The following is a 23,900-nucleotide window of genomic DNA, read 5'->3' as shown; positions in this document are numbered from 1 at the left end:
CTCGCTTACTCGCTCGGGGTGGAGGACGGTGCGGGAATCGAGGAGAACACCGAGCTCTGATCCTGCAGCAGACCGAAGTGGTTCAGCGGCCATGCCACCACGAACACGTTACCCTGCACGTCGTCCTTGGAGATGAACGCGGTGCCGTCGCTAATGTGGTAGCGGGAGTCGGCGGAGTTGCTGCGGTGGTCGCCCATCACGAAGTACTTGCCGGCGGGCACGGTCACCTTGAAGGGGACCTCCGAGGGCGGGTTGCCCGGGTACAGGTACGGTTCGGTAATTTCTACGCCGTTGACCTTGATTTTGCCGGTGCCGTCGCTTTCGACCACGTCACCGGGGGTGCCAATAACGCGCTTGACCAGGAAGTTCGAGGAAGTATCCGGCAGAATACCCGCGAAGGACAGGGCGTCCTTGAGCGGGCTGCTGGTCTTCTGGGTGGAGGGAATCCAGCCCTGAGAGTCCTTGAAGACGATGACGTCGCCGCGCTTAGGCTCGCTAAAGTAGGAGCCCGCCACGTTAATGAACACGCGGTCGTTAACCTGCAGGGTCTGCTCCATGGAGCCGGAGGGAATATAGAAACCGCGCAGCAGGAAGGTCTTGACCAGGAATGCGATGACCAGCGCGTACAGGATGACGGTGCCACCCTCGCGTGCCTGCACCCAGAGCCATTCGCCGAGGCGGCCTTCTTCCTGCGCCTGGGAGTAGGTCAGCTCTGCCTGTTCGGCGCGCTTTGCCTTGCGGCGTTCCTTGGGGGTCATTTCAGAGAAGTCCTTGGTGGTTTCCATGTCTACGGCACTCTCCTCATCGGCGGATTCTTCACGCTCAGTATTCTTCGCTGGAGCGCTCTTCTTCGCATCCTTTGCGGAAGAAGTCGCGGCGGTGCTGCTTGCGGTTGCATCTGCGGAGGCGGCGCTCGCCTCGGCGCTAGCTACCACCTCGTGATCGCGCTCAGATGCACCCTTGGTGTCGCTTTCGGTCGCCTCAGTAGCGCCCGCGGATGCCTCCCAGGGGGTGGTCTTCTCGGTCGAGGCCTTCTCAGCTGCAGCCTTTTCGGCGGCGAGGCGCGCGAAGTATTCTTCCATTTCGCGGCGCTCGCGGCGGCTTTGAGGCTGGTATCCCTCAGGGAAGGGGCTGGTGTTCGCAGTGTTCTTGTCGTCTGCCATGCTGGAGTGAGCCTTTCGTTTGAGAGATACCTAGCTCGAGTGAAACGGTACCTAGCTATTGTATCGAGAGTGTTTACGCTCTTGGGCTTTTATTTTCTGAGAGCGGCAAGGTTCTCAGAAAGCGGGGTCTCAGAATATGCAAAAACCGCTCCTTGCCCGCGGAATGCGGTTGGGGAGCGGTTTGCAACAGAATTCTGTATCTATAAAGATTAGAACTCGCGCTTCTCGCGGATACGAGCAGCCTTACCGTGGCGGTCGCGCATGTAGTACAGCTTTGCACGACGGACGTCACCGCGGGTCACCAGCTCGATCTTCTCGATGGAGGGAGAGTGAACCGGGAAGGTACGCTCAACACCAACGCCGAAGGAAACCTTGCGGACGGTGAAGGTCTCGCGAACGCCTGCACCCTGGCGGCCAACGACGAAGCCCTTGAAGACCTGGATACGGTGGTTCTTACCTTCAACGATCTTAACGTGAACGTTCAGGGTGTCACCGGGGCCGAATGCGGGGATGTCGTCACGGAGGGACTTCTTGTCGAGAAAGTCAAGAGTCTGCATAGTTGTAGATCTCCAGAGTCATCTGCCGCAGGTCAAATAGACTCAGATTGCTCTGCCCCACTGCGGGACAGAAAACTTCATGCTTCGGACAGGATTGGTGCCCGAAGGTTGACATCGTTGGTCGCTCTTCCCCCTGCGGCAGGGGCGTGCCCGATGTCAACACAATGATCCATTATCCCAATGCACCCGCGTTTATGCAAGCATCCGGGGAGCACTTTTAGAAGGGGGGTTCGTCACTCTGCGCTCCCCCGCCCTGGGATGCGCCGTTCTGTGCCGGAGTACCCGGAGCGGTCATACCCGGCGCCTCCGTGTTCTGCTGGGGTGCATGCGCAGGAGCATACTGCTGCGTGTACTGAGACATGCCCGGCTGAGGCGCCTCCTGCAACGGCGCACCCGGCATACCCTGCTGAGGCGTACCCTGCATGGAGCCCTCATTGACCGTGCGCTTCTCCACAGTGCGGGCGAAGGTGCTCGTACCGTAGTTCAGGTCGTGACCGATGCCGAGGGCATCCACCTCTACGGTAGTGCCCTGCGTGCCGTCTTCGCGGTTCCAGCGGCTAATGCGCTGGCGGCCACTCACGACCAGCGGCTGCCCCTTCTCAATGGAGGTGGCAATGTTCTGCGCGAGGCGGCGGTAGGCTTTCACGGTGTACCAGTTGGTGGTGCCTTCTTTCCAGGTGCCGGTGGCGTCCTGCCAGCGCGGGGTGCTGGCGAGGCGAAAGTTCACGACGGGCACCCCGTTGGGCAGGGTGCTCAGTGCCGGGTCGGAGGCGGTGAATCCGCGGATCAGGATGGTGTCGCTCATGGTTTCTCCTTAGAAACTAGTGGGTGGGTTCCTTCACCTTGCCAGGGCTGAGCCGACCCTGCACCCGGCGGTTACCGGTTCTGTGGATAACCGCGCGTTTTGCGGTTTTGAGCACCGCCTGTGGATAGAGTTTTTGAACTTTTCACCCCGTTTTTTCAAAAATCGCCCACGGGCAACGCACTCCCTGCAGAAATATGACGACCACTCCCCATCCGGCATCGTGATAGGTATCTCAGCGTCGGGGCGGCTATTTTTGCCCTCAAGTTCACTATTTCAGCTCCGCGCGCTCTATCCTTGATGATGCGGTGCACTCAGCCGCATCCCGTCTACCCGCCTTGGAGAACCCGTGAGCAAAAAGCCCATCAACAGCAACGACCTGCCCACGCTGCAGGATCTTCAGCGGATTCAACGCAACCTGCCCAAGCTGCCCGATTCTATGGACCCGCAGAAGAAGCGCCTCATTTACGGTCTGCTCGCTGTGTTTGCCGTAATCGTGCTAATTATTGGTCTGGTCTACGTGAGTAAGAACGGCGTGGACGGGCTGCTCGGCACCGATAAGAGCACCTCTTCTACCACCGATGATGAAGAGACCACCGTTGCCACCGAAACCCTCGCCGAGGTCAAGAACCCGTACAAGGCGGTTGATCCCGCGACTGCGCTCGCACCGGATCTGGCGACCGCGAAGAGCGAGCTGGCGTCCCTGCAGGTGAAGGAACGCGCGTCGAAGGCTGGCTACTCTCGTGATCAGTTCGGTCCCGCCTGGGATGACGTTGACGGCAACAAGTGCAATACCCGCGACGACATTCTGCGCCGCGACCTGACCAATGTTCGTTTCAAGGTCAGGACCCACGCATGCACCGTGATTAGTGGCACTCTGAACGACCCGTACACCGGCAAAACCATCGAGTTCAAGCGCGGCAAGAAGACCTCCTCGGCTGTGCAGATTGACCACGTGGTGGCCCTTTCGAACGCATGGCAGACCGGCGCGCAGGATTTGACCGCAGAGCAGCGCCGCCAGCTGGCGAACGACCCGGAGAACCTGCTCGCTGCAGACGGCCCGGCAAACCAACAGAAGTCCGACGCGGACGCCGCCGACTGGTTGCCGAGCAACACCGCCTACCGCTGCACCTACGTGGCACGCCAGGTGCACGTAAAGGCGAAGTACAAGCTGTGGGTGACCGCGGACGAGAAGAAGGTTATGGAGCGCGTCCTCAACTCTTGCAAGGACACGAACCCCACTAAGAAGTAGCCCCGACCAAGAAGTAGCTTCCCGGCACGCACGCAAAAAGCATAAAGAAAAACCGCCCCGCACCCTGAGTTTAGGGTGCGAGGCGGTTTTTACATGTGGCGCCCCAGGAGGGAATCGAACCCCCGACCAAGAGATTAGAAGGCTCCTGCTCTATCCTCTGAGCTACTGAGGCCTTCCTCTAGGGTACATGAGAATTTATGCTTCTCATGCACTGCGCATCTCACGCGGGGGCTGTTCCACTGAGCTAAGCCAGGCTGGCGAACTAAGAGTTCGCGCTAGGAGCCTACCTTGGCGGCTTCCCGCTCCGCCTTCTTCACCTCGCGGCGGCGTGCACGGCGGCTTGATGCGCCGGGGAACAGCTGCCACCACAGGCGGATGGTGGTGCGGCGAATCTGCGTGGGGTGCAGGCTCACGTACACCAGACGGCGGGTTGCCGGGTCGAGGGCGACCAGGTAGATGATGTACCCCAGGCAGATGACCGTCGCGATGAGTCGACCCATGTCCTGGTTGAAATCGCGCAGGTAGGGCGAGACGTTCAGCTGGTCGCTCACACCGTACGCCATGAAGAACAGCGTGGTGATGAAGTACCACATGAGCTGGAAGTGCGAGCGCAGGCCGGTTGCGGCGAGCATCGGGATTGCCCAGAGCAGGTACCAGGGCTGAATCATGGGGCTGCACAGGAGCATGAACAGGATCGCGAGGCCGGCGTGGCGCACGATGTTGCGGTCGCGTCCAACGAATGCCATTGCCACGGCGCCAAGCATGCCGATGCCCTTGCCGACGGTTTCGATGAGCTTGCGGATGACCTCGAAGGCGTCCCCCTGAACGAACAGGGAGGCGGCACCGATGACCAGGCCGAAGGGGGTGTACCAGATGTACTGGCCGCCGGTGGTGGACAGTGCCTTGATCCAGCCGAATTCCAGTCCGGTCACCCAGCCCATGAGCGCCATTTCGGCGAGCAGTAGCACGCCGGAGAGCGCCCAGAAGATGAACTTGCGCGGCGATGAGGCGTTCTTACCCGCCCAGAGCAGACCCACGAAGGGCAGCACCACGAGGGCGAGCGGCTTGACTGCAACACCGAGGGCTACGAAGGTCACGCCGAGCGGGCCGCCCCACCAGGTGTCGCGGTAGCGCTTGGCGTAGTAAAGACCGCCGAGCATGAACATAGTCATGAGCGAGTCGTTGTGGCCGCTGGCGATGAACGATGCGATGAACAGCGGGTTCGGGCCAATCTGCCAGAGGGCACGGACCTGGTTGAAGCCGTGCGCCTGGGCGAGTTTTGCCACGTAGAAGAGAATGCCGATGACCGCGAGCACGGAGAGCAGGCGGAAGTAGAAGAGGGAGAGGTCGATGTTCTCCCCCGCCAGGCGCACAATCCACTCTTCGAGCTTGAGGGAGACCGGTCCGTACGGGGGCGGAGATTCCGCCCACATGGGGTCCGCACCGTTCTGCATGAAGTTCGAGATTTCGGAGACACCGTGCTTGTACGGGTTGAGGCCGTGCGCCATGACCATACCCTGACCGTAGTAGGAGAACATGTCGCGGCTGTAGATGGTGAAGGCGAAGACCTGCGGCAGGGACCAGCTGGTGATGACGGCAATCATCCAACGCATGGTGTTGGGTTCGTTCCAGTCGCCCATTTTCTGGTAGATGCGCAGCCATTCGCGGCACATGATCATGGCGCCGAGGGCGAGCATGATGATGCCGGTGATGACCCATGCGGCTTCGAATCGGATGGCGCGGACAATGTCGTAGCGCCAGAAGCTGGAGCTGTCGGCGAGCCAGCCGACGGCGTAGGAGCCGAGGGTGACCATGATGGAGCCGATGGTGCCGATAATCAGCGTGCGCAGACGGTGATTATTGACGTAGTCCAAGAGTTTGGGTGAGAGAGGTGCGTCGTGTGCGCCGGGGGTGGTGAGCCGGTGTGCGAGCTCCTTTGGTGCGCGCATAACTCCCTTTCTGTCTGCATCGTCGTTCTGGTTTTTATCATACCGGAGCCCTTGGATGCACTTGCGAGAATCACTGCGGCGAAGGCGGTCGTGGACGTTCCTCACGGGCACGCAGAGTGGCGCTATTCTCCCCCGCTGCCACCGTTTGCGCATCCGCTCGTACCTTTCTTGCACCCTCTTGTACCCCTTTTTGTGACGTGCTGCCCGCCGGGCCAGCGGCGTTTGGGGGTAGAGTGGGAGGGTGAGTATTTCTAGTGAACGTATTGTATGGATTGACTGCGAGATGACCGGCCTGGACGTGGAGAACGACACTCTCGTCGAGGTGGGCGTTCTGGTCACGGATGCCGATTTGAACATTCTGGGTTCTGGCGTTGAGTTCGTCATCAAGCCCGGTGATGAGTCTCCTGCCGGTGCGCTGGAGAACATGAATGACTTTGTGCGTTCGATGCATGAGGCGTCGGGTCTACTACCCGATATTGAGCACGGTGTGTCGATGGATTACGCGCAGGAGCAGGTGCTTCGATACATCAAGAAGTATGTTCCGGTGGCGGGCAAGGCTCAGCTGGGCGGCAACTCGGTGGGTATGGATAAGCGTTTCTTGGAGCGTTACATGCCAGAGGTCATGGCGCACCTTCACTACCGCGTGATTGACGTGTCCACCATTAAGGAGCTGGCGTCGCGCTGGTACCCGGCGGCTCGTCATAGTGCCCCGGCGAAGACCGGTAACCACCGCGCGCTGGGCGATATCAAGGACTCTATTGATGAGTTGAAGTATTACCGCCGCGCCATTTTTGTGCCGCAGGGCCCGGATGCAATTGCTTCGGCGCAGATTGCGCGTGAGGTGGAGGCGGAGCGTGCCGCACGCGAGTCGGCTGAGCGCGAGGCTGAGGCATCCGCTTCTGAGGCGGCAGAGGCGTCCGAGGCGTAAGCACAGCATGTAACGAGCATCACGGCTTTTCAACTTGGCAGGTTTCTGAATCTCCTGTACAGTAGTATCCGTTGCATATCGCAAGGGAAACCAAGCGAAGCACATGGTGGTCGTAGCTCAGTTGGCAGAGCGCCTGGTTGTGGTCCAGGAGGTCGCGGGTTCAACCCCCGTCGATCACCCCGATGGAAAGGGTCGTTATGGTTATCCGTAACGGCCCTTTCGCTTTACCCTCTGTTCGCGTTATCCCCTGTTCGGTTGCCCCGCACACGGTTTACCGGAACAGAGCTTTTACACCCGCACTTTAAACCAGCGAGCGGAAACAGGGCATGCCCCGCATCCTCATGCGACAGGGGCACCCGGCAAGTTCCCGTTCAACAGTTCCCATTCAACACAAGCAAAGGATAATTCCGTGGCTATTCGCCCCATCGTTATTCACGGCAACCCCGTTCTGCACCGCCCCGCGGCACCCGTCACCGAGTTTAATGATGAGCTCAAGGAGCTCGTGGCTGACATGTACGAGACCATGGACGCATCCAACGGTGTGGGCCTGGCGGCACCGCAGATTGGTGTGGGCCTGCGCATCTTCACCTACAAGATGGAGAATGAGGACGGCGTTCCCCCGCGCGGCTGCATCATCAACCCGGTACTGACCCTGGGCAAGATTTCTACCGCTGACCCGGACCCCTACGAGGAGGAAGAGGGCTGCCTGTCCTTCCCCGGTTACGGCTTCCCCCTCAAGCGCGCCGAGTGGGTGACCGTGAACGGTCTTGACGAGCACGGCAACCCCGTCCAGTTTGAGGCGACCGGCTGGTTTGCACGCTGTATGCAGCACGAAACCGACCACCTGGACGGCAAGCTGTACGTGAACCGTCTGAACAAGAAGTGGACCAGCAAGATGAAGAAGGTCGTGAAGAAGGAAGGCTGGACCGTCGACGGTAACTCGTGGATGCCCGGCGTGGATCCGGATCCGTTCGGTCACTAATCACGAGCACTTCTGAAGGTCAGAGACCTTTCGAGAAGTTTAAAACGAAGACCGCGAATGCACTCTCAAGCGCATTCGCGGTCTTCGTTTTCCATCAGCCGATGATGTTTTTCATCAGTCAACGGTAGCGTGAAACGGGTCATCCTATGAGCCGGGTTCTGTCTAAAACGCCGCCCGAAGGGGCGTTTCGAGGCAATCATCTATCTAGAACGTACGTTGCCGCACGTCTCAAGCAGCCTACCCGAATACGCACCCCACCTCCGTGAAGGAAGCTGACGGGGATCGGGCGCACTACCCTACCATGGCGTATTCTGTTTGACCTTGCTCCGAATGGGGTTTACCTAGCCGAGCGCGTCACCGCGCCCGCTGGTGGTCTCTTACACCACCCTTTCACCCTTACCGCGGCGAACCGCGGCGGTTTACTTTCTGTGGCACTGGCCTGCGGGTTACCCCGAGTGGATGTTATCCACCATCCTGTGCTGTGGAGCCCGGACTTTCCTCGAAGCACGTATGCCTCGCGATTGCCCAGACGGCCCGTTTCACCCAACCCATTATACGCATACCCCTGGCGGCGGCTATTTTCCGGGTTCGTCTCGCGGGTGCTTTAGGGGTACACGGAGGCGCACTAGCGGCCTCGCGGGCGCGCTATCGTCTCGCAACTACCCTGCGCCTCGTAGCTACCCGGCGTCTCACGGGTACACTGGAGAGATGCTGATTCTTCTTCCCCCCCTCCGAAGGTAAAACCCCCGCCCCCGCAGGCAACGCGCCCGTATGCTTTGCTGACCTCTCGTTCCCCGAACTGACCGCTGAGCGTGAGAGCGTCCTGGAGGAGCTGGCGACTGTCAGCTCGGGTCCCGACGCCCTTGCAGAGCTCAAGGTGGGCACGTCCCTCGAAGCAGAAGTGGATCGCAATACGCGCCTGCTGACCGAACCGGCGCAGCCCGCGATCCGCACCTACACTGGCGTGCTGTTCGAGGCACTGGATTATGCGAGCTTCTCCCCCGCCGAACGCGATGCCGCGCACTGGTCGCTGCTGATTTCTTCGGCGCTGTGGGGTATTCTGCGCCCCGAGGACGCGATTCCCGCCTACCGCCTGTCCATGGGCGTGAAGCTGGGTTCAATTGGTGCGCTCGCCTCCTTCTGGAAGGGCGCGCTGGGTACCGCACTGGAGGCAACCGCGAAGGACCAGCTGATTCTGGATTGCCGTTCTGCAGCCTACGCGAAGTCGTGGGTGACTCCCCCGTCGCAGACTCTGGCAGTTCGTGTGGAGCGTGTGGCGGCTGATGGTTCGCGTAAGGTCGTCTCGCACATGGCGAAGCATTACCGTGGCTTGTTTGCGCGTTACCTGATTCAGTCGGGTTTGGCGGCTCGTCCTATTGACGGTTCCACGGCTGGTATTGCCGAATTTTTGGAGGCGGTCAGCGAGGACTGGTCGGTGGAGTGCACCCTGCCGACGGCGCGTAAGGCGGGCGTTTTGACCCTGCTGGTGCATGAGCAGTAACGGCTGTTTGCTGTTATTTCTAACTATTTTCATGTGTCAGCACGAAGATTTTTTAACTATTTTTCGGGGATTTTTAATGTATTTCCCCCTGTAAAACCACTTTTTCCCACATTTTTTGGACTGGTTTTAACACTCACAGAAGGCGGATAGTGTCTATCTATCCGCCTTCTTTTTATGCACAAAAGTGCTTATAGTATTTAATGACTCGCCACTGGTGGCGGGCACTTCACTCACAAACATTCACATTTTCAACTCAACGCACATGGAATACGAAACACCACATACGTAAAGCACATAGTCAGCGGATCACTCCCCTGGCTATATGTTTGCTAGCGTAAAAATAACCACTCAGAAACACATCGATGGGACAACGTTATGTCTACTTTTTCCTCTCGTCGCGCCCTCATTAAGGGTGCGGCAGCACTAACAGTCGCCGGCGCGTTGGGCGCGCACCATGCCGGTGAGCAGGGCGCTCAGGCTGCCACCTTGGACGTTAAGACTACTCCGCTGACGTTCAAGATTACCGAGGCGTCGTTTGATATTAGCGGCTTCAACCTCAGCTACGAGATTACCGGCTTGCAGGCTGTGCTTGATACCGGTCTGTACACCCCGTACATTGAGGTCGGCTACTACACCAAGAAGAAGGGCTTCACCCAGTTCTATTTCTTCTCTCTTGAGCCGAAGAAGCGCATCGAGAATGATGTCTACATTAGGCATCACGTCATTGATCCTGAGATCACCGGCGGCCCGAATGCAGACTATGGTGTTCGCCTGTCTCTTCGTCCGCGCCGTGAGCAGTACACCATTCTGCGCACTCTTGAAGTTCGCCCCAAGATTGACACGGAGTTCGCGTGGGCACCTTTCATTGTGGACATTGATTTGGATGGCGAGTACGCCCCCGATATCTACAGGTCATGTAAGGCAAAGGTTCTGCTGCTCGATAAGGAACGTTGCTTCTACCCTAAGCGTGCGGTGACCCGCGGCGACCTGATGGATGCAATCTACCGAGGCGCCTGCTCGCCGAAGGTGAAGCTTCCTGCGCGTTCTCCTTTCCCGGATGTGTCCCCGAAGGATGAGCGTTACGCAGCGTACATTTGGGCGTATCAGAAGGGTCTGACCTCGGGCTGGTCTGACGGTAAGATGCACCCGGAGGCGGTGGCTAGCCGCGCTACGATGGCAGCATTCTTCTACCGTTACTTTATGCTTACCCCTGGCAGCCGTCCTTCGTGGTTCAATCTCACCATCCCGCAGGATATGAAGCCGGGTGCCCCGTTCTACACCGAGTCGGTGTGGCTACACTCGTCGGTGAATGTTGATGTGAGCTTCATTTATAAGAGCAAGGATTTCCGTCCGACCAAGATTGCTACCCGCGAGGAGCTGGCTCGTGTCCTGTCAATGCTCGACATGCTTGACACCATCCCCAGTAGCCCCTATATCGATGATTAGGATTCGGCAGGTGCCGTGAACCAGGCGGTTGACCCTACACGTTTTAGCTTGGGTTAGTCTCTGAGAACAGTAGCTGAAGATAGTGGCTGTAGCCTATATAAGGGGCGGTGAGAGTTTTTCTCTCACCGCCTCTTTCTGTGTGCCCGTTTTCTGGTGCAGGAGCTGCTGGGTACGGTTTTTAGTGCCGGTTATGTTTACAGTTTTGTTTCTCTGTTGTGTAGTCTTTTTGGGGTTTGGGCTTTGCATAAAACCGGTGCGTAATTTTTGAATTTTTTGTCTTATAACTCTCATCGGCATGTTTTTCTCGTGTTTTCATTGAATGTTTAAGACGCGGGTTGGTAGGCTGAGATTGCACTTCAGCATGCCGCCGCTACGGCTCCTCTACGATGTGGATTCGGTGCGGGCTCAGCGCGGTGGACTGTCACTCATTTATCCTCTCAACTTCTTTTCTCATTCGCCCTCTTTCATGCAGAAAATTCAGATTGGATAATGATGTCCTCCTTCTTTAAGCCTGCTCGTGGCACGCGCCGAAAAGTTGCGGGTGCTTCCCTGGTTTTGGGTTTGTCTCCGCTGCTGGCTTTGACGCCGGTGGCGGCCCAGCCGGCGCCCGCTTCCCCCGCCCAGCAGGCAGCACTTCAAGCAGCGCCCGTGCAGAACGAACCTGCCCAGAACGAACCTGCGCGGGGTGATAAGCAGGATGCTTCCCTGCCGACCCTGCGCATATCCAGCGGTTCCCTCGACATTCTTCGCGGCGGTACCGTGCACGTGGAAGGTACCGGGCTGAGCCCCGAGTTCTTGGCGCATCATGAGCTACGTAGCCTCACGATTGCGCCGAAGGGCTCTTCGACCTACGCCAACCCCTACCAGAAGGTCGATCACCGCGGCCTCGTCTTTGACGCCCCGAAACCAGCTGCTGACGGCAGTTTCAGCGCTGACCTGACGGTTCCGGCAAATAGCCTCCCGGCAAACCTGGAATACGAGGTCATTCTCACCTACCGCCCCGTAGACGATGTACACCCCTATGCGTGGAACACTGAGGATCGCGTCCGTACGGCACTGCCGGTGGAATTCAACCTCCCGAAGGCTGTGCTCCCCTCCATCACCTATGATGTTTCGACTATTTCTGAGGAGCAGATTGCTTCGGGTCGGCCGGTTGAGGTGACGCTGACGGGTACCGGTTTTCAGGATGTCAGCTCCGTGAGTTTCACCCTATCCGAGCATGATGAGCAGGGAAAGGTTACGAACGATAACGTGGCTTCGCTGGGCAAGTTCCAGGCACCGGATACGGAAGAGAATCAGCGCATTTTCAAGGGCCTGATTCCTAACGGCTATTTCCAGAAGAAGATCACGATCCCTGCCGGAGTCCTGAAGTCTGGCAAGGGTTACTCCCTGGGCGTTTACGGTGTGGAAACCCACAGGTGGGGCAAGGTATCGCGTAAGTTCCCCTTTGTCCCTGTGGGCAATAACCCTGCACGCATGGCGTACCAGGATAATGCGTTCAGGAACACCCTGCCGAAGGTATCTGTTGCTGCGCAGGATTTTGATCCCGGTCAGGACCGCGTCTATAAGGTGACTATTTCTAATATTTCACCCGAGGTGGATCTGGGGTACTACATTCAGTCCGTCAAGATTTACAATGCGACTTCTAAGGAAGTCGAGCCCTTTGCGGTCAACGATATTGCGGGCAAGTACTACAAGCGCGACGAGATCATAACCCGTAACCCCGACGGCACCCGTACGGTGGAAATCGAATACAAGGCGCAGGCTGATGACGGGTATTATTCTCCCTCTCACGTGGGCTCTACGGCAGAGGTTCAGGTGACGTTCTCGGATTCTAAGTACTCAGGTGGTGCCCACACGTTCACGGTGAGCGCGGAGCTTCCGATGGTGCCGCCTCCTGCTGATGTTGTTCGCCCGGCAAACCCCGAAAACGTTCAGTTGAAGGTCGATTCGGGAACCCTCAATATTTCTCAGGGCGGCACGGTGTCGGTGACGACTTCCCCGTTGAGCGCTGAGTTCCGTCAGAAGTACACTTTCTACGAGCTGGCTCTGGTGGAGCGCGGGTCGGCGTACGTGCACGGCGGGGGACACTATCGTTCTGGGCCTCTTGACGAATACGGCGGGGAACTCAGGTATTTTCCGCATCAGGTGCGTGAGAATCCGGACGGTAGCCTCACCTACACGTTCGACGTTCCGCCGCAGTACGTTGAGCCTGCCGACGGTGAGCTCTTTGACGTGGTGATGACGTACTACCCGTCGAACGAAGATACGCCGGATCCGTTGATTCGATCGAACCGTCTTTACCTCCGCGCCCATATTGATGTGGTTCAGGATGCGCAGCCTACCCGCGCGACCTACCGTTTCAGCCGGTCTGCGATTGATAACCCGTGGAAGGATACGACGCTGAGGGTTGAGGGTTGGCATGTCCTCTCGCAGGCTAAGAACTTCGCGGGGGATGGTGAACAGCCGGTTCTCGCCCTGTATGAGGTTGACCCGGCAACAGGCAAGATGGTGGGTCAGCCCGTGTTCACGCACACGCTGGAGTTCACTAACCAGCAGGATTACTACAGCACATTCCGTAACAACTACCTCAACACGGAGATGACGATTCCGGCGGGTACGTTGAAGCCGGGCAAGCTGTACTTCATGGGCGTGTACGGTGGCGGGTTGCCTTACCCCGGCTTGGAAGATTCTCCGGGTTCTATGCTGAATGATGTTGTGGAATTCCTTCCGGTGCGTTCCCCCGAGCAGGAGTCTGCACGGCCTACGTTGCACCTTGGCTCAGTGAGTTTGAACCCCTACGTGAAGACGAACTTGTTTACGGCACGCGCTACAGGGCTCTCTGCGCAGGGTGAAGGATCGTATCGCCTCTCAGTGCAACATGTTGATGAGCAGGGGCGTTTGACCGGTCAGACGGTGTTCCAGCAGGCGATCCCAGCTGACCTCATCAAGGACGGCAGGGCGGAGCTGAATCTGACGATTGCTCAGCAGCTGAGCTATTCGGGTGCTTATCGTCTGGTTTTGGAGAAGGTCACCCCCGGTAAGGATGGTGCCGGTGAGTCGGTAGAGCAGCTTGCTGTCGAGGATATTCCTCTGAAGCTGACGCGTGAGGATGAGTTGCAGGCGGCTGAGCAGTGGTTTGCTGATCGTCAGATTCTGCCTAATCCTTCGCCGATGTCCTGGCATAGCGGTATGACGCGCCACGATGTGACGGTGTCGCTGTACCGCCTGGCGGGTTCCCCGAAGGTTGAGTTGCCTGCTTTTAGCCCGTACGCGGATGTGGCGACGAGCGACCCGGACTACGCCGCGTACATTTGGGCTCGTCAGAGGGGCATTACGTTCGGTTGGGCGGATGGCAAGTTCCACCCGGAGGCGAAGCTTTCGACCCCGTCGACGGTGGCGTTCCTGTACAGGTACCAGAAGGCGATGGGTCAGATCACGCCGAAGGCACCGACCTCTTCTTCGTTGCCCGGTAACTCGTCGCTGCCGGGTAACCAGGATTCGCCCCAGAGTTCCTCCGGCGGCTGGCAGCATAAGGTTCGTCAGGGTAGCGCTTTCTGGCGTGAGGCTCAGTGGGCTGTTAATCACCGCGTGTGGGGTTACCGTGTTGATGGGGAATACACCTATGAGGACTTTGATAGGTCTTTCGTTTCCTCTGGTGATTTGAAGTTGATGCTGTACCGTATGGAGCACGGCGGCAGCCACCTCAAGTAGCGTCCGGTCGTGGTGAGGGGTAACCGGTGGGCTGGGATGCTTGACGTAGTTCGACTTTTCAGCCCGCCGGTGCCGCCCCGGTTTTTCTTCCTTGCCTCTGCGACTTCTTGTGCCCGGCACCAGGCTTTACGGGGTGTCTTCTCCCCTAGTCTGGCTTTTCAGGTTCTATCCGCTCAACTTCTTCACTCACTTCATCTACTCACTCACTTCAATCACCGTATAAATTTTGTAGATGGGATTATGATGTCTTCATTCTTCGCCCCACGAGGCGCCCGGTGCCGCTCAACTGCACCGCGCCACCCGGCGAGCGCCCGCGCGCTCAGCCTTTCCCTGTTGCTGGGTTTGAGCCCGCTTGCCGGTATCACCCCGGCGGCGCTGGCAACACCGACCCAGGCGGCACCTGAGCAGCAGGTGCAACCGGAACAGGCGACCCCCGCCTCCCCCGCTGCAGCTTTGAACCAGCGCCAGACAGAAAACCAGCAAATTCCTGAAGGTCAGGGCGAGCAGACCAATTCGCTACCGACTCTGCGCGTCACCAGTGGCACGTTAAGAATTGAGACTGGCGGCACGGTGCATGTTGAAGGCACCGGCTTCACTCCCGAGTTCTTGGCACACAATGAGCTACGTAGCATCATTATTGCACCCAAGGGTTCCTCTACCTACGTGGGTCCTCACCAAGAGCCAACATATCAGGGACCGCGTTTTGACGTTCCGACGCCTGCCGCAGACGGGACTTTCAGCACTGACTTGGAAGTATCTTCCAACGGTATACCTGCGGGCATGGAGTACGAAGTTATTTTGACCTACCGTCCACTGGATGAGGCGCACCCCTATCAGTGGAGCACTGAGGGTCGTATTCGCACAGCACTCGCCGTGACGAGTAATTTCCCGCAGTCTGTTTTGCCTTCTATTACCTATGATGTGGATTCTATTTCTGAGGAGCAGATTAATTCCGGAAAACCGATTGAAATCAATATGACGGGTTCGGGTTTTGACGGGATGAATAAGCTAAGTTTTACTCTTGTGGAAATCGACCCGAATAATCCTGAAAGTTATCATCGTTATTTAGATTTCGAGGATTTAGTTCCTGCAGATTCTCCGTACTTGAAGCGGGTTTTTCATGGTCTGATTCCTAACGGTCATTTTCAGCGTAAGATTACGATTCCTGCCGGTTTTTTAAAGCCTGGTAAGGGGTATTATCTGAGCGTGGTTGGATCTTATCCCTCCGGGGTTGATTCTTCTCCCTTCGGCATTAACGCTATATCGCGCGATTTCCCCTTCATTCCTGTGGGTAAGAACCCCGCGAAAATGCCTTACCAGAGCAATACGTACCGCAATACTCTTCCGAAGGTTTCACTGTCTCCTCAGACCGTTGACCCGCACCATGCAGGGAAATATAAAGTTATTATTTCTAACATTTCCCCGGAAGTTGATTTGGGGTATTACGTCAAGTCCGTCGACATTTATAGTAAAACCGCTCGAAAGACTATCGTCGAAATTACTGACATTCCTTACTTTGATCATGACATTATTGTTGTCCGTAACCCTGACGGTACCCGCACCGTAGAACTTGAAATTGACTCTGCAGTCATCAAGGAGTTGCAGAATGTGTACCTTGGTTCTGAGGCAGAGCTGAGGGTAACTTTCTCAGATTCTCTTTATATGAAGGGAAGTCACATTTTTACGGTCGCTGCGCCCGTGCAGCTGGCTGCTCCTCCGACCCCGATAAATCCTCCCGCATCTGATGAAGTGCGTTTAAGTGTCACCTCGGGCACCCTCAATATTTCTGAGGGCGGTACTGTCTCTGTGACGACTGCACCGCTGAGTGCTGAGTTCCGCAAGAAGTACACGTTCTTCGAGTTCGGCATTGTGGAGCGAGGGAAGAACTACGAGTGGTCAAGCTACGGCAGTAAGCTACCTGAAGCCCAGTACGGTAAGAGAGTCGCTACCCTTCGAGATCAGGGGAAGGTTCATGAAAACCCTGATGGAAGCATTACGTTTACCTTTGATGTTCGCAAGCAAATCTTTGACGTCCCCGAGGGCACGCTCTTCGATGTCGTGTTGACGTTCTACCCGTCTGATGAAGCTGAGCCAGATTTGCGTTGGGACTCGACAGACCGCCGTCTTACAGCACGAGCTTCTCTGCCGGTAGTGCGTGACCCTGAGCCGGTTCAGCCAACGTACCGCTACAGTCTCTCTGCAATTGACAAGCCGTGGCAGGATACAACTCTGACGGTTGAGGGTTATCATATCCTCAGTCCTCATGCGGTAGGCGGTCATGAATCGGTTGCATACCTCACCCTCTACGAGGCTGACCCGGCCACGGGAAAGATTATGGGACGCCCTGTTTTCTCCGACATCATTCCGCTGACAGAGTGCGGACAACTTTGCAGCGGATTCCATAATCGTTACTTCAGCACGGAGATGACAATTCCGGCGGGTACGTTGAAGCCGGGCAGGCTCTACATGATTGGCATCTACGGTTCTAATCTGCCTCGTCCTGGCGAAGAGGAGTATAGCGGTAGCCTACTGACCAGTGTCGCTGAGTTCCTTCCCGTGCGGTCTACGCAGCCTAACCCTGACCAGCCTGTAGCGCGTCCGGACTTGTACATTCTGAATAAGCGCATCAGCCCGTACCAGGAGATGAATACCCTCACCGCACGAGTCTCGAATCTTCCGAAGCTTACCGATGGTCATTACCGTTTCTCGGTTCAGGCAACGGATGATTCTGGCGAGCCAACCGGCGAGAAGGCGTTGGAGCAGGTGATCCCTGCTGAACACCTTCTGAGTGGTTCTACGGATGAGAAGCTGAATATTCCCGGTAGCTCTCTGAATTATGAGGGGTCTTACAGGGTTGTTCTGGAGAAGGTAATCCCCGGCAAGGATGGTGCCGCAGATACGGTCGAGCAGGTCACTTCTGAGGGCCTTGAGCTTTTTGTAAGCTACACTGCGGAGCGGGAAGCGGCTGTTGAGTGGGTTAAGCAGCAGGTTCTTCTGGATAAGCATAAGGCTGTGCTGAGTCGCCGCGATGTCACGGTGGCGCTGTACCGTCTTGCGGGCGCACCTCATGTTGAGCTGCCTGCAACCAGTCCTTACGCGGATGTAACCCCGGACGATCCGGACTATGCCGCGATTGTGTGGGCTCGTCAGAAGGGTATTACGTTCGGTTGGGTCGATGGTAATTTCCACCCGGAGGCGAACCTTTCGATTGCCTCGACGGTGGCGTTCCTGTACAGGTACCAACGAGCGCTAACCCCTGCGTCTTCGCCGGAGTCGAGCAGTTTGCCGTCTTCGCCTATACCGAAGAGCAATACGTCAGATAGCAGTAATGTACCGGAGGAGTCTCCCACACGGGATTCACGTTCGCGGGTGCACTGGCCCGAGTATGAGCGTATGGATACTGCGTTCTGGAGGGAATCGCTGTGGGCTACCCAGCAGATTATCTGGGGATACGCAGAATATTATCGAGGCCACGGTGAGAATTTCAGCTCGGATACTGTTTCCTCTTGGCAGTTCTCACTGATGCTCTACCGCATGACGCACGGCGGCAGCCACCTCAAGTAGTTGCCCTGAAGTAGTTATTTGAGAGTCGCCTTCCGCGGCCACGCAGCCTGATGCTGTGTTGCTTTACAATCGGTGATGGCGGGCTGAAATTTTCGGGCTGATTCGCCCGGCTTTTCAGCCCGCCAGCACTTTCGCTAAGACGCACTGTGCACCCCTCTTCCACTCAACGTTTTCCCTCACTCACTTCAATCACCTCGCAGAAAACCACTGTGCAGAAAACCACCGTGTAAAAAGCACAGTGCAGAACATTAGATGGGATAACCGTGTCTTCCTTCTTCCGACCAACCACAACTCAGGGTGCTAAGGTGCCCGCCCTAAAAGCCCCTACCCAAAATGCCCGCGCTCTAAAGACTCAGGGCAAGAAGGCAATCAGCCTCTCCCTATGGCTGGGCATGACCCCGGCGCTGGCGGTCACCCCTGTTGTGCATGCTGATGCGGCACCGGTGAAACCCGCACAGACTGCTCAAGCGGCCCCTGTTCAGGTAGGCCCTAACTCCCCTGCCGCATCGTTGCAGGCAACCCCCGTAGCTGCCACCCCCGATGCCGCAGCCACTGGCGTCAGCGATGCTGACAAGATTGATTTGAAGGTCACCACCGGCACTCTCGATATTTCTCAGGGCGGCACGGTGTCCTTGACGACTTCCCCGTTGACCCCCGAGTTCCGTAAGAAGTACAAGCTCTTCCAGTTCGGCCTCGTGAACCGTGGTACCGGTTACGAGTGGTCCCGCACCGGCGAGGCAACCCAATATCCTCTGTACCGCGGCAAGGTTGATCATCTTCGAGATGACGGTATTGTCCGCGACAACCCGGACGGGAGCCTCACCTTCACCTTTGAGGTCAAGAAGCAGACCATCCGGGCTACCCCTTCGCCTGCCCTTGACGTGGTGCTGACCTACTACCCAGCGGGTGAGCGCGAGCCGAACGCCGAGGAGTATGAGGACCCCCGCCTTACTGCCCGCACTCCGCTCAGCCTGACTCAGGACCCTGAGCCGGATCATACTACTTACGTGTACAGCATGCCGGCGGTTGATAACCCCTGGGTTGATACGCAGCTGACGATTGAGGGCTACCATATTCTCTCTAAGCAGCTTCTTGAGCCGGGGAGTGCCCCGGCGTATCTGATGCTGTATGAGGTTGACCCCGCTACGGGGCTGATGGTGGGCAAGCCTGTTTTCACTCATGCAGTTCGTTATACGGATTGCGGTGAATACTATTGCTGGAGTTTTCTGAACAACTATTTCTCTGCGGATGTGACAATTCCTGCGGGTACTCTGCGACCGGGCAAGTCGTACATGATCGGCGTCTACAGCGGCTTCTTCCCGAATCCGGATGAGGAGAAGGTCCCCGGTAGCCTTTTGACGGATGTTGCCCCGTTTATTCCGGTGCGCTCGCCTAACTCGAACACCGAGGTGAAGGATGCTGCCCCGGTTCTGCGCGTTGAGCCGCAGCAGATGGACCAATATCGTTCTGATTCACCGCAGGTGAGCCCCTATTGGGAGAAGAACACGTTGCAGGTGCGTGCCGTGAATCTGCCGAACCTCGCTGAGGGCCATTACCGTTTCTCTATGCAGGCTACGGATGTTTCTGGCAATCTGACGGGTCAGAAGGCGTTGGTGCAGGATATTGCGGCTGACCGTATCCAGAGCGGTTACACGGAGGCGACCCTCACTATTCCCGGTGAGGCGCTGAATTATCAGGGCGGTTACAAGCTGATGGTGGAGAAGGTTCTTCCCGGTCAGGGTGGTTCCGCGGATTCTGTGCAGCAGGTTGTTTCTACTGACCTTGGTTTGGTGGTGAACGCGTTTGAGGAGCGTGAGGCTGCGAAGAGGTGGTACAAGGCTCAGCAGCTTCCCAAGTCAGAGTCCTATTCTTCTGAGAAGTTGATGCGCCGTGATCTGACGGTGGCTCTCTATATGTTGGCGGGTTCGCCGAAGGTTGATCTTCCGGCAACCAGCCCGTATCCGGATGTTCTGCCTAGCGACCCGGACTATGCAGCGATTGTGTGGGCTCGTCAGCAGAGCATTACGTCCGGTTGGATTGACGGTAGTTTCCACCCGGATGCACAGCTTTCTACTCGCTCTATCGTTGCGTTCTTGTACAGGTATCAGCGTTCGCGCGGTAAGGTGTCCCCCAGTTTGCCGACTGCCGCGCCTCAGCCTCGTAATGGCAGCTTGCCGGGGTCGAAGGATTCTGAGCTGAGCACTAAGTATTGGGCTACGGATTTAAGCGAGGGTAGCGCTTTTTGGCGTGAATCTCGGTGGGCTGTGCAGCAACATATCTGGGGCTACGCCGAGGATTGGCTACGCGAGGACTTTACCTGGCCGCAAACGACCACCTACGACTTGGCTGTCATGCTGTACCGTATGGCGCAAGGCGGCAGCCGTCTCACATAGTGTCTCCCCGTGGTGTTAGCCATTCTGGTTGGCTTTCGTCAAGTAGGCGACTTTATGGCTCTGTTTATGTGCCATTTTTATTGTGGGTGACTTTTATGTTGTCTTGCCCACCGCATTGTGAATATTTTCAACCTGCAGAGGTTGCATAGGTGCAAATTTTTCGGATGCGGTAGGTTTTTGTACTTTCTTTTTTGTACAGTGACCAGCATTTGTGCTTATCAGCACACTATTTAGGTATATTTTCCACGTCATGCACATACTTTTTAAAGCTATACTTCACCTTAAGACATGCGATAAAACACACAGACATTTTTCGTGCTGATGACCTTTCAGGTTCCAGCACGTCTTAACTATTTGCTACGGTGTTTATGTGCACCACACTCGATGCGCGACACCGATAAAAACTGATTGGATAACAATGTCCTCACTTCCCAACCACATGTGCTTTGCGCTACCCAAAAACATGGCCAAGAGCGGCTGCGCCCTCACTTTGGCGGGCGCCATGCTCTTGCCTCTCTCCCCCGCGTTTGCGGCTCCTGCTGCTACTCCGGTAGCAGCCCAGGCTGTTGAGCAGGGCGAGGCTCAGGGTGCTCAGCGTCTGCAGGTTACCTCCGGCACTTTTGACATTCTCAAGGGCGGCAACGTGACCGTTAGCGGCTCCGGTTTCTCCAAGGACTTCGTTAAGGGCAAGTCGTTCCGCCTGTACGTTGTTCCGAAGGGTGAAAGCGTTGCTTTCCCGCCGCACCGCCCGCGTGATTACCCCTTCTACGTTCAGGATGTTCCCGCCTCCACATTTGCGGCTGACGGTTCCGTGAACCTGACCGCTTCTATCGGCGCTAACTATCTGGAGGCCAATGGCTCGTCCTTCGATGTTGTGCTCGGTTACCGCGATGACGCTGAAGACGGCTGGATTCCCGCGGATGAGGTTCGTACTGAGCTGAAGGTCGCGGATGTTTCCACCGTTTCTTCCCCGACCCTGTCGTACGACGCTTCGTCGGTGAATGCTTCTGAGAACACTAAGGTCACCGTGAATGGTGCTGGTTTCCAGAACATTTCGTACAACGGTAGCGAGTCGCTGATTGTTGCGGTTCGTGCGGTTGATCCGGCGACCGGTAAGGCAACCGGCCCCGCACTGGTGCAGTCGGAGGCTAAGTTCACCTCCTACTCTGCTTTCTTTGGTCAGTACATGGGTTACACTAACGGTCGTTTCTCGACTGTTCTGGATATCCCGGCGGGTACCTTGAAGTCCGGTAGCTCCTATGTTGTGCAGACTTTCGAGTTCAACGTTCCGGAAGATAACGATGAGGCAAACAGCCAGGCGCTGAGCACTCAGGCATTTGTTCCGGTGAATGGCGAGAACGCTAACCCTGTTTATCCTTCGGTGTCTCTGAGTACTGACACGGTGGATCTGAGCTCTTCGACCACTATCCGTGTGAAGGGTAAGGACTTCAAGGTTCCGGCTGGCGCTACCGTGAACGTGCTGTTCTCTGAGGCTGAGGCTGACGGCAACCCGACCGGTGAGGCTCTGGATAGCATCACTCTGAACGCTGACCGTGTGGCGACCGGCGCGTTTGAGACGACCGTTAACGTTGACGGCACCAAGCTGGATGCTGATAGCCACTATGCTATTTTCGTAACCGTGAACTACGCTGACGGTGACCGCGAGCGCATCGCGGCTGATTACCTGACTCTGACTGGTGAGGCTGCGAACCAGAAGGTTCGTGAGCGTTTCGCTGACGTTCCGGCTGCTCACGCGAACCACAAGGCTGTTCTGTGGGCTGCCGATCAGAAGCTGATTGATTCTCGTGAGAAGGATTGGTTCGGCGTTAATGATGATGCGACCCGCGGTGAGCTGACTGTTGCGCTGTACCATCTGGCTGGTTCCCCGAAGGTTGATCTGCCGGCTACTAGCCCGTACCCGGACGTGAAGACTGACGACCCGAACTACGCTGCGTACATTTGGGCTCGTCAGAAGGGCATTACTTTCGGCTGGTCTGATGGTAATTTCCACGCGAATGCATCTATATCTAATGCTACTGTTGCGGCGTTCCTGTACCGTTTTGACGGTAAGAAGCCGGTTGCTGTGACTGAGGCGCCGTACACCGATGTGAAGGTCGGTTCTGCGTTCTACCGTGAGATTGCGTGGGCTAAGCAGCAGAAGCTGCAGGTGTTCCCTGGTTCTGAGTACCACCCGACTGCGCTGGTGAGCCGTGGTGAGCTGGCTGGTTTCTTGATGAACTACAAGGTCCGCTAGAGTTCTATAGGGTTCGCTAGGGTTATCTCTAGGTTTTAGGGATTATGCCGGGCTGGCGGTGATGAAACATTGGTTTTATCCCGCTGGCCCGGCTTTTCTGTGCCTCCTGTAGGGCGCCTCAAGGGGGCGTTATCGGAGCTGTTATCCGCTACTGTTCCGCGGTTTTTCGGGGTATTTTTGCCGGTTAACATGCCGATGTGGGCTGTACCGCATGTGGGGCGCACCTCATGCGGTACCCGCTATTGGGGGATTTTCGGGGTGCCCCATTCCCCTTTTTCAAGAATGTTCCGTGAAGCGTAAATTAATATTTTTTCAAGCTGTGGTTTATGCTTAGGACTGTTGCGCCCCCTTGGTGCGCGCCCGTTTCCGGTTGGGCGTTTGTTGTGCGAGGGAGCCGATCACACACCGATACATCAACCACATTGAGGATTTATGTCTCAGGATTCTAAGCAGTCGACTGATACTGCCCATAATTCTTCTGCACCTCTGCTTGCGCCGGAGGGCACCCCCGATACTTCTTCTCAGGATGCCTCTAAGAAGCGTAAGCGCCGCCGTATTGAGCTGGCTGTTAGCGCTGTGGCGCTGGCGGGTGTTTTGTATCTGCCGTTCTCTCTTCTTTTCTCTTTCTATGATTCGTCGGAGGCGCGTCTTTCTTCGGCGGATACTGCTGCGCCGGCGACTGCTTCGGCGGCTTCTGCTTCTCCCCTGGTGTTGAATTCTTCAACTCAGGGCCCGAAGATTCTGCGTCCGTCCGTGACTGCACCAGATGCGAACACTATTTTTGCTGATGCTCCCGAGGATTCTGCGTACTATGCGGGTATCCGTTGGGCTGTTCGCACCCAGACGATGGAGCCGGTTTCTGAGGACCATTTTGGTGCTGAGGATCCGGTGACTCGTGGCGAGTTGATCACCATGTTCTATAAGCTGGCGGGTTCGCCGGCGGTGACCCGTCCGGAGCATTCGCCGTATGCGGATGTTGATGAGTCTGACCCGAACTATGATGCGTACCTGTGGGCGCGTCAGGAGCGTATTACGTCCGGTTGGGTTGATGGTAAGTTCCATGCGGAGGCGCGCCTGTCGAATGCTTCCGCTGTGGCTCTGCTGTACCGTGCTGATGATGCGCAGAAGATTCAGATGTCGGGTACTTCCCCGTTTAGCGATGTTTCGTCTGCGACTCCGTTCTACCGTCAGATTGTGTGGGCGTCTCGCCGTGGCGTGTCGACGGTGTCTGAGGGTAATGCTTTTGAGCCGACGGCTCAGACGTCTCGTGGTCGTGTTGCGATGATGATGTACCTATACTTCCGCACTTCGTAGTTTTTACACCGCCTAGTTATAGCGTATCGAGCGGCCCCGTACTCCCGTTTGGGAGTGCGGGGCCGCTCGTATTTTGAGGAC

The 23,900-nt window shown here is 56.9% G+C and carries 13 protein-coding genes, 2 tRNA genes, 1 other RNA gene and 1 pseudogene; 11 read left to right on the top strand and 6 right to left on the bottom strand.

Features of this window, described 5'->3' with window-relative positions; all coding sequences use genetic code 11:
* Positions 1 to 5: 5 nt before the first annotated feature.
* The 3 genes from lepB to HMPREF2779_RS03155 all read right to left on the bottom strand — a co-directional run bounded on the left by lepB (position 6) and on the right by HMPREF2779_RS03155 (position 2,525).
* Positions 6 to 1,163 carry a signal peptidase I gene (gene lepB / locus HMPREF2779_RS03165; RefSeq protein WP_105360812.1) on the bottom strand — a complete coding sequence of 386 codons (1,158 nt, stop codon included), beginning with the start codon at positions 1,161 to 1,163 and terminating at the stop codon, positions 6 to 8.
* 209 nt (positions 1,164 to 1,372) lie between these two features.
* Positions 1,373 to 1,720 carry a 50S ribosomal protein L19 gene (gene rplS, locus HMPREF2779_RS03160; protein WP_012903660.1) on the bottom strand — a complete coding sequence of 116 codons (348 nt, stop codon included), beginning with the start codon at positions 1,718 to 1,720 and terminating at the stop codon, positions 1,373 to 1,375.
* Positions 1,721 to 1,937: 217 nt separating this feature from the next.
* Positions 1,938 to 2,525, bottom strand: coding sequence for a single-stranded DNA-binding protein (locus HMPREF2779_RS03155; protein WP_070686968.1), 588 nt, complete (start codon positions 2,523 to 2,525; stop codon positions 1,938 to 1,940).
* Positions 2,526 to 2,871: 346 nt separating this feature from the next.
* Between HMPREF2779_RS03155 and HMPREF2779_RS03150 the strand changes: the two genes are divergently transcribed.
* Entirely contained in the window at positions 2,872 to 3,774 is a 903-nt protein-coding gene (locus tag HMPREF2779_RS03150; RefSeq protein WP_070686970.1) for an HNH endonuclease family protein, read from the top strand.
* Between the two features lie 96 nt (positions 3,775 to 3,870).
* Here HMPREF2779_RS03150 and HMPREF2779_RS03145 read toward each other — a convergent pair.
* A tRNA-Arg gene (locus tag HMPREF2779_RS03145) sits at positions 3,871 to 3,946 on the bottom strand.
* A gap of 103 nt (positions 3,947 to 4,049) precedes the next feature.
* Positions 4,050 to 5,723 (bottom strand): polyprenol phosphomannose-dependent alpha 1,6 mannosyltransferase MptB, encoded by a 1,674-nt coding sequence (mptB, locus tag HMPREF2779_RS03140; RefSeq protein WP_105360811.1) that lies wholly within the window; start codon positions 5,721 to 5,723, stop codon positions 4,050 to 4,052.
* A 241-nt stretch (positions 5,724 to 5,964) separates the two neighbouring features.
* Between mptB and orn the strand changes: the two genes are divergently transcribed.
* From orn to def, 3 genes are all read left to right on the top strand, one after another.
* Positions 5,965 to 6,651 carry an oligoribonuclease gene (gene orn / locus HMPREF2779_RS03135; protein WP_105360810.1) on the top strand — a complete coding sequence of 229 codons (687 nt, stop codon included), beginning with the start codon at positions 5,965 to 5,967 and terminating at the stop codon, positions 6,649 to 6,651.
* 106 nt (positions 6,652 to 6,757) lie between these two features.
* Positions 6,758 to 6,830, top strand: a tRNA-His gene (locus HMPREF2779_RS03130).
* A gap of 230 nt (positions 6,831 to 7,060) precedes the next feature.
* On the top strand, positions 7,061 to 7,633 hold the full coding sequence (gene def, locus HMPREF2779_RS03125; protein ID WP_049362109.1) for a peptide deformylase: 573 nt from the start codon (positions 7,061 to 7,063) through the stop codon (positions 7,631 to 7,633).
* Between the two features lie 131 nt (positions 7,634 to 7,764).
* Here def and rnpB read toward each other — a convergent pair.
* Positions 7,765 to 8,170, bottom strand: an RNA gene (gene rnpB, locus HMPREF2779_RS03120) — RNase P RNA component class A.
* A gap of 244 nt (positions 8,171 to 8,414) precedes the next feature.
* Between rnpB and HMPREF2779_RS03115 the strand changes: the two are divergent.
* From HMPREF2779_RS03115 to HMPREF2779_RS03085, 7 genes and pseudogenes are all read left to right on the top strand, one after another.
* Positions 8,415 to 9,134 (top strand): annotated as a pseudogene (locus HMPREF2779_RS03115) (YaaA family protein); the annotation flags it as partial.
* A gap of 375 nt (positions 9,135 to 9,509) precedes the next feature.
* The gene (locus HMPREF2779_RS03110; protein ID WP_105360809.1) at positions 9,510 to 10,580 is read left to right on the top strand and encodes an S-layer homology domain-containing protein; all 1,071 of its coding nucleotides are present in this window, start codon (positions 9,510 to 9,512) and stop codon (positions 10,578 to 10,580) included.
* A 492-nt stretch (positions 10,581 to 11,072) separates the two neighbouring features.
* Positions 11,073 to 14,294, top strand: a complete 3,222-nt coding sequence (locus tag HMPREF2779_RS03105; RefSeq protein WP_233992240.1) for an S-layer homology domain-containing protein — start codon at positions 11,073 to 11,075, stop codon at positions 14,292 to 14,294.
* A gap of 240 nt (positions 14,295 to 14,534) precedes the next feature.
* Entirely contained in the window at positions 14,535 to 17,858 is a 3,324-nt protein-coding gene (locus HMPREF2779_RS03100; protein WP_105360807.1) for an S-layer homology domain-containing protein, read from the top strand.
* Positions 17,859 to 18,163: 305 nt separating this feature from the next.
* On the top strand, positions 18,164 to 20,251 hold the full coding sequence (locus HMPREF2779_RS03095) for an S-layer homology domain-containing protein (protein ID WP_233992235.1): 2,088 nt from the start codon (positions 18,164 to 18,166) through the stop codon (positions 20,249 to 20,251).
* Between the two features lie 418 nt (positions 20,252 to 20,669).
* Positions 20,670 to 22,505, top strand: a complete 1,836-nt coding sequence (locus HMPREF2779_RS03090) for an S-layer homology domain-containing protein (protein ID WP_105360805.1) — start codon at positions 20,670 to 20,672, stop codon at positions 22,503 to 22,505.
* A 432-nt stretch (positions 22,506 to 22,937) separates the two neighbouring features.
* A complete protein-coding gene (locus HMPREF2779_RS03085) occupies positions 22,938 to 23,819 on the top strand; it encodes an S-layer homology domain-containing protein (protein ID WP_105360804.1) in 882 nt (293 codons plus the stop codon).
* Positions 23,820 to 23,900: the final 81 nt, after the last annotated feature.

Origin of the sequence: Rothia sp. HMSC069C03 (genome assembly GCF_001811075.1) — a bacterium.
GTDB classification, from domain to species: domain Bacteria; phylum Actinomycetota; class Actinomycetes; order Actinomycetales; family Micrococcaceae; genus Rothia; species Rothia mucilaginosa.
Note: the sequence above shows the minus strand (reverse complement) of the source record. Positions and strands in the feature narration are given on the sequence as shown.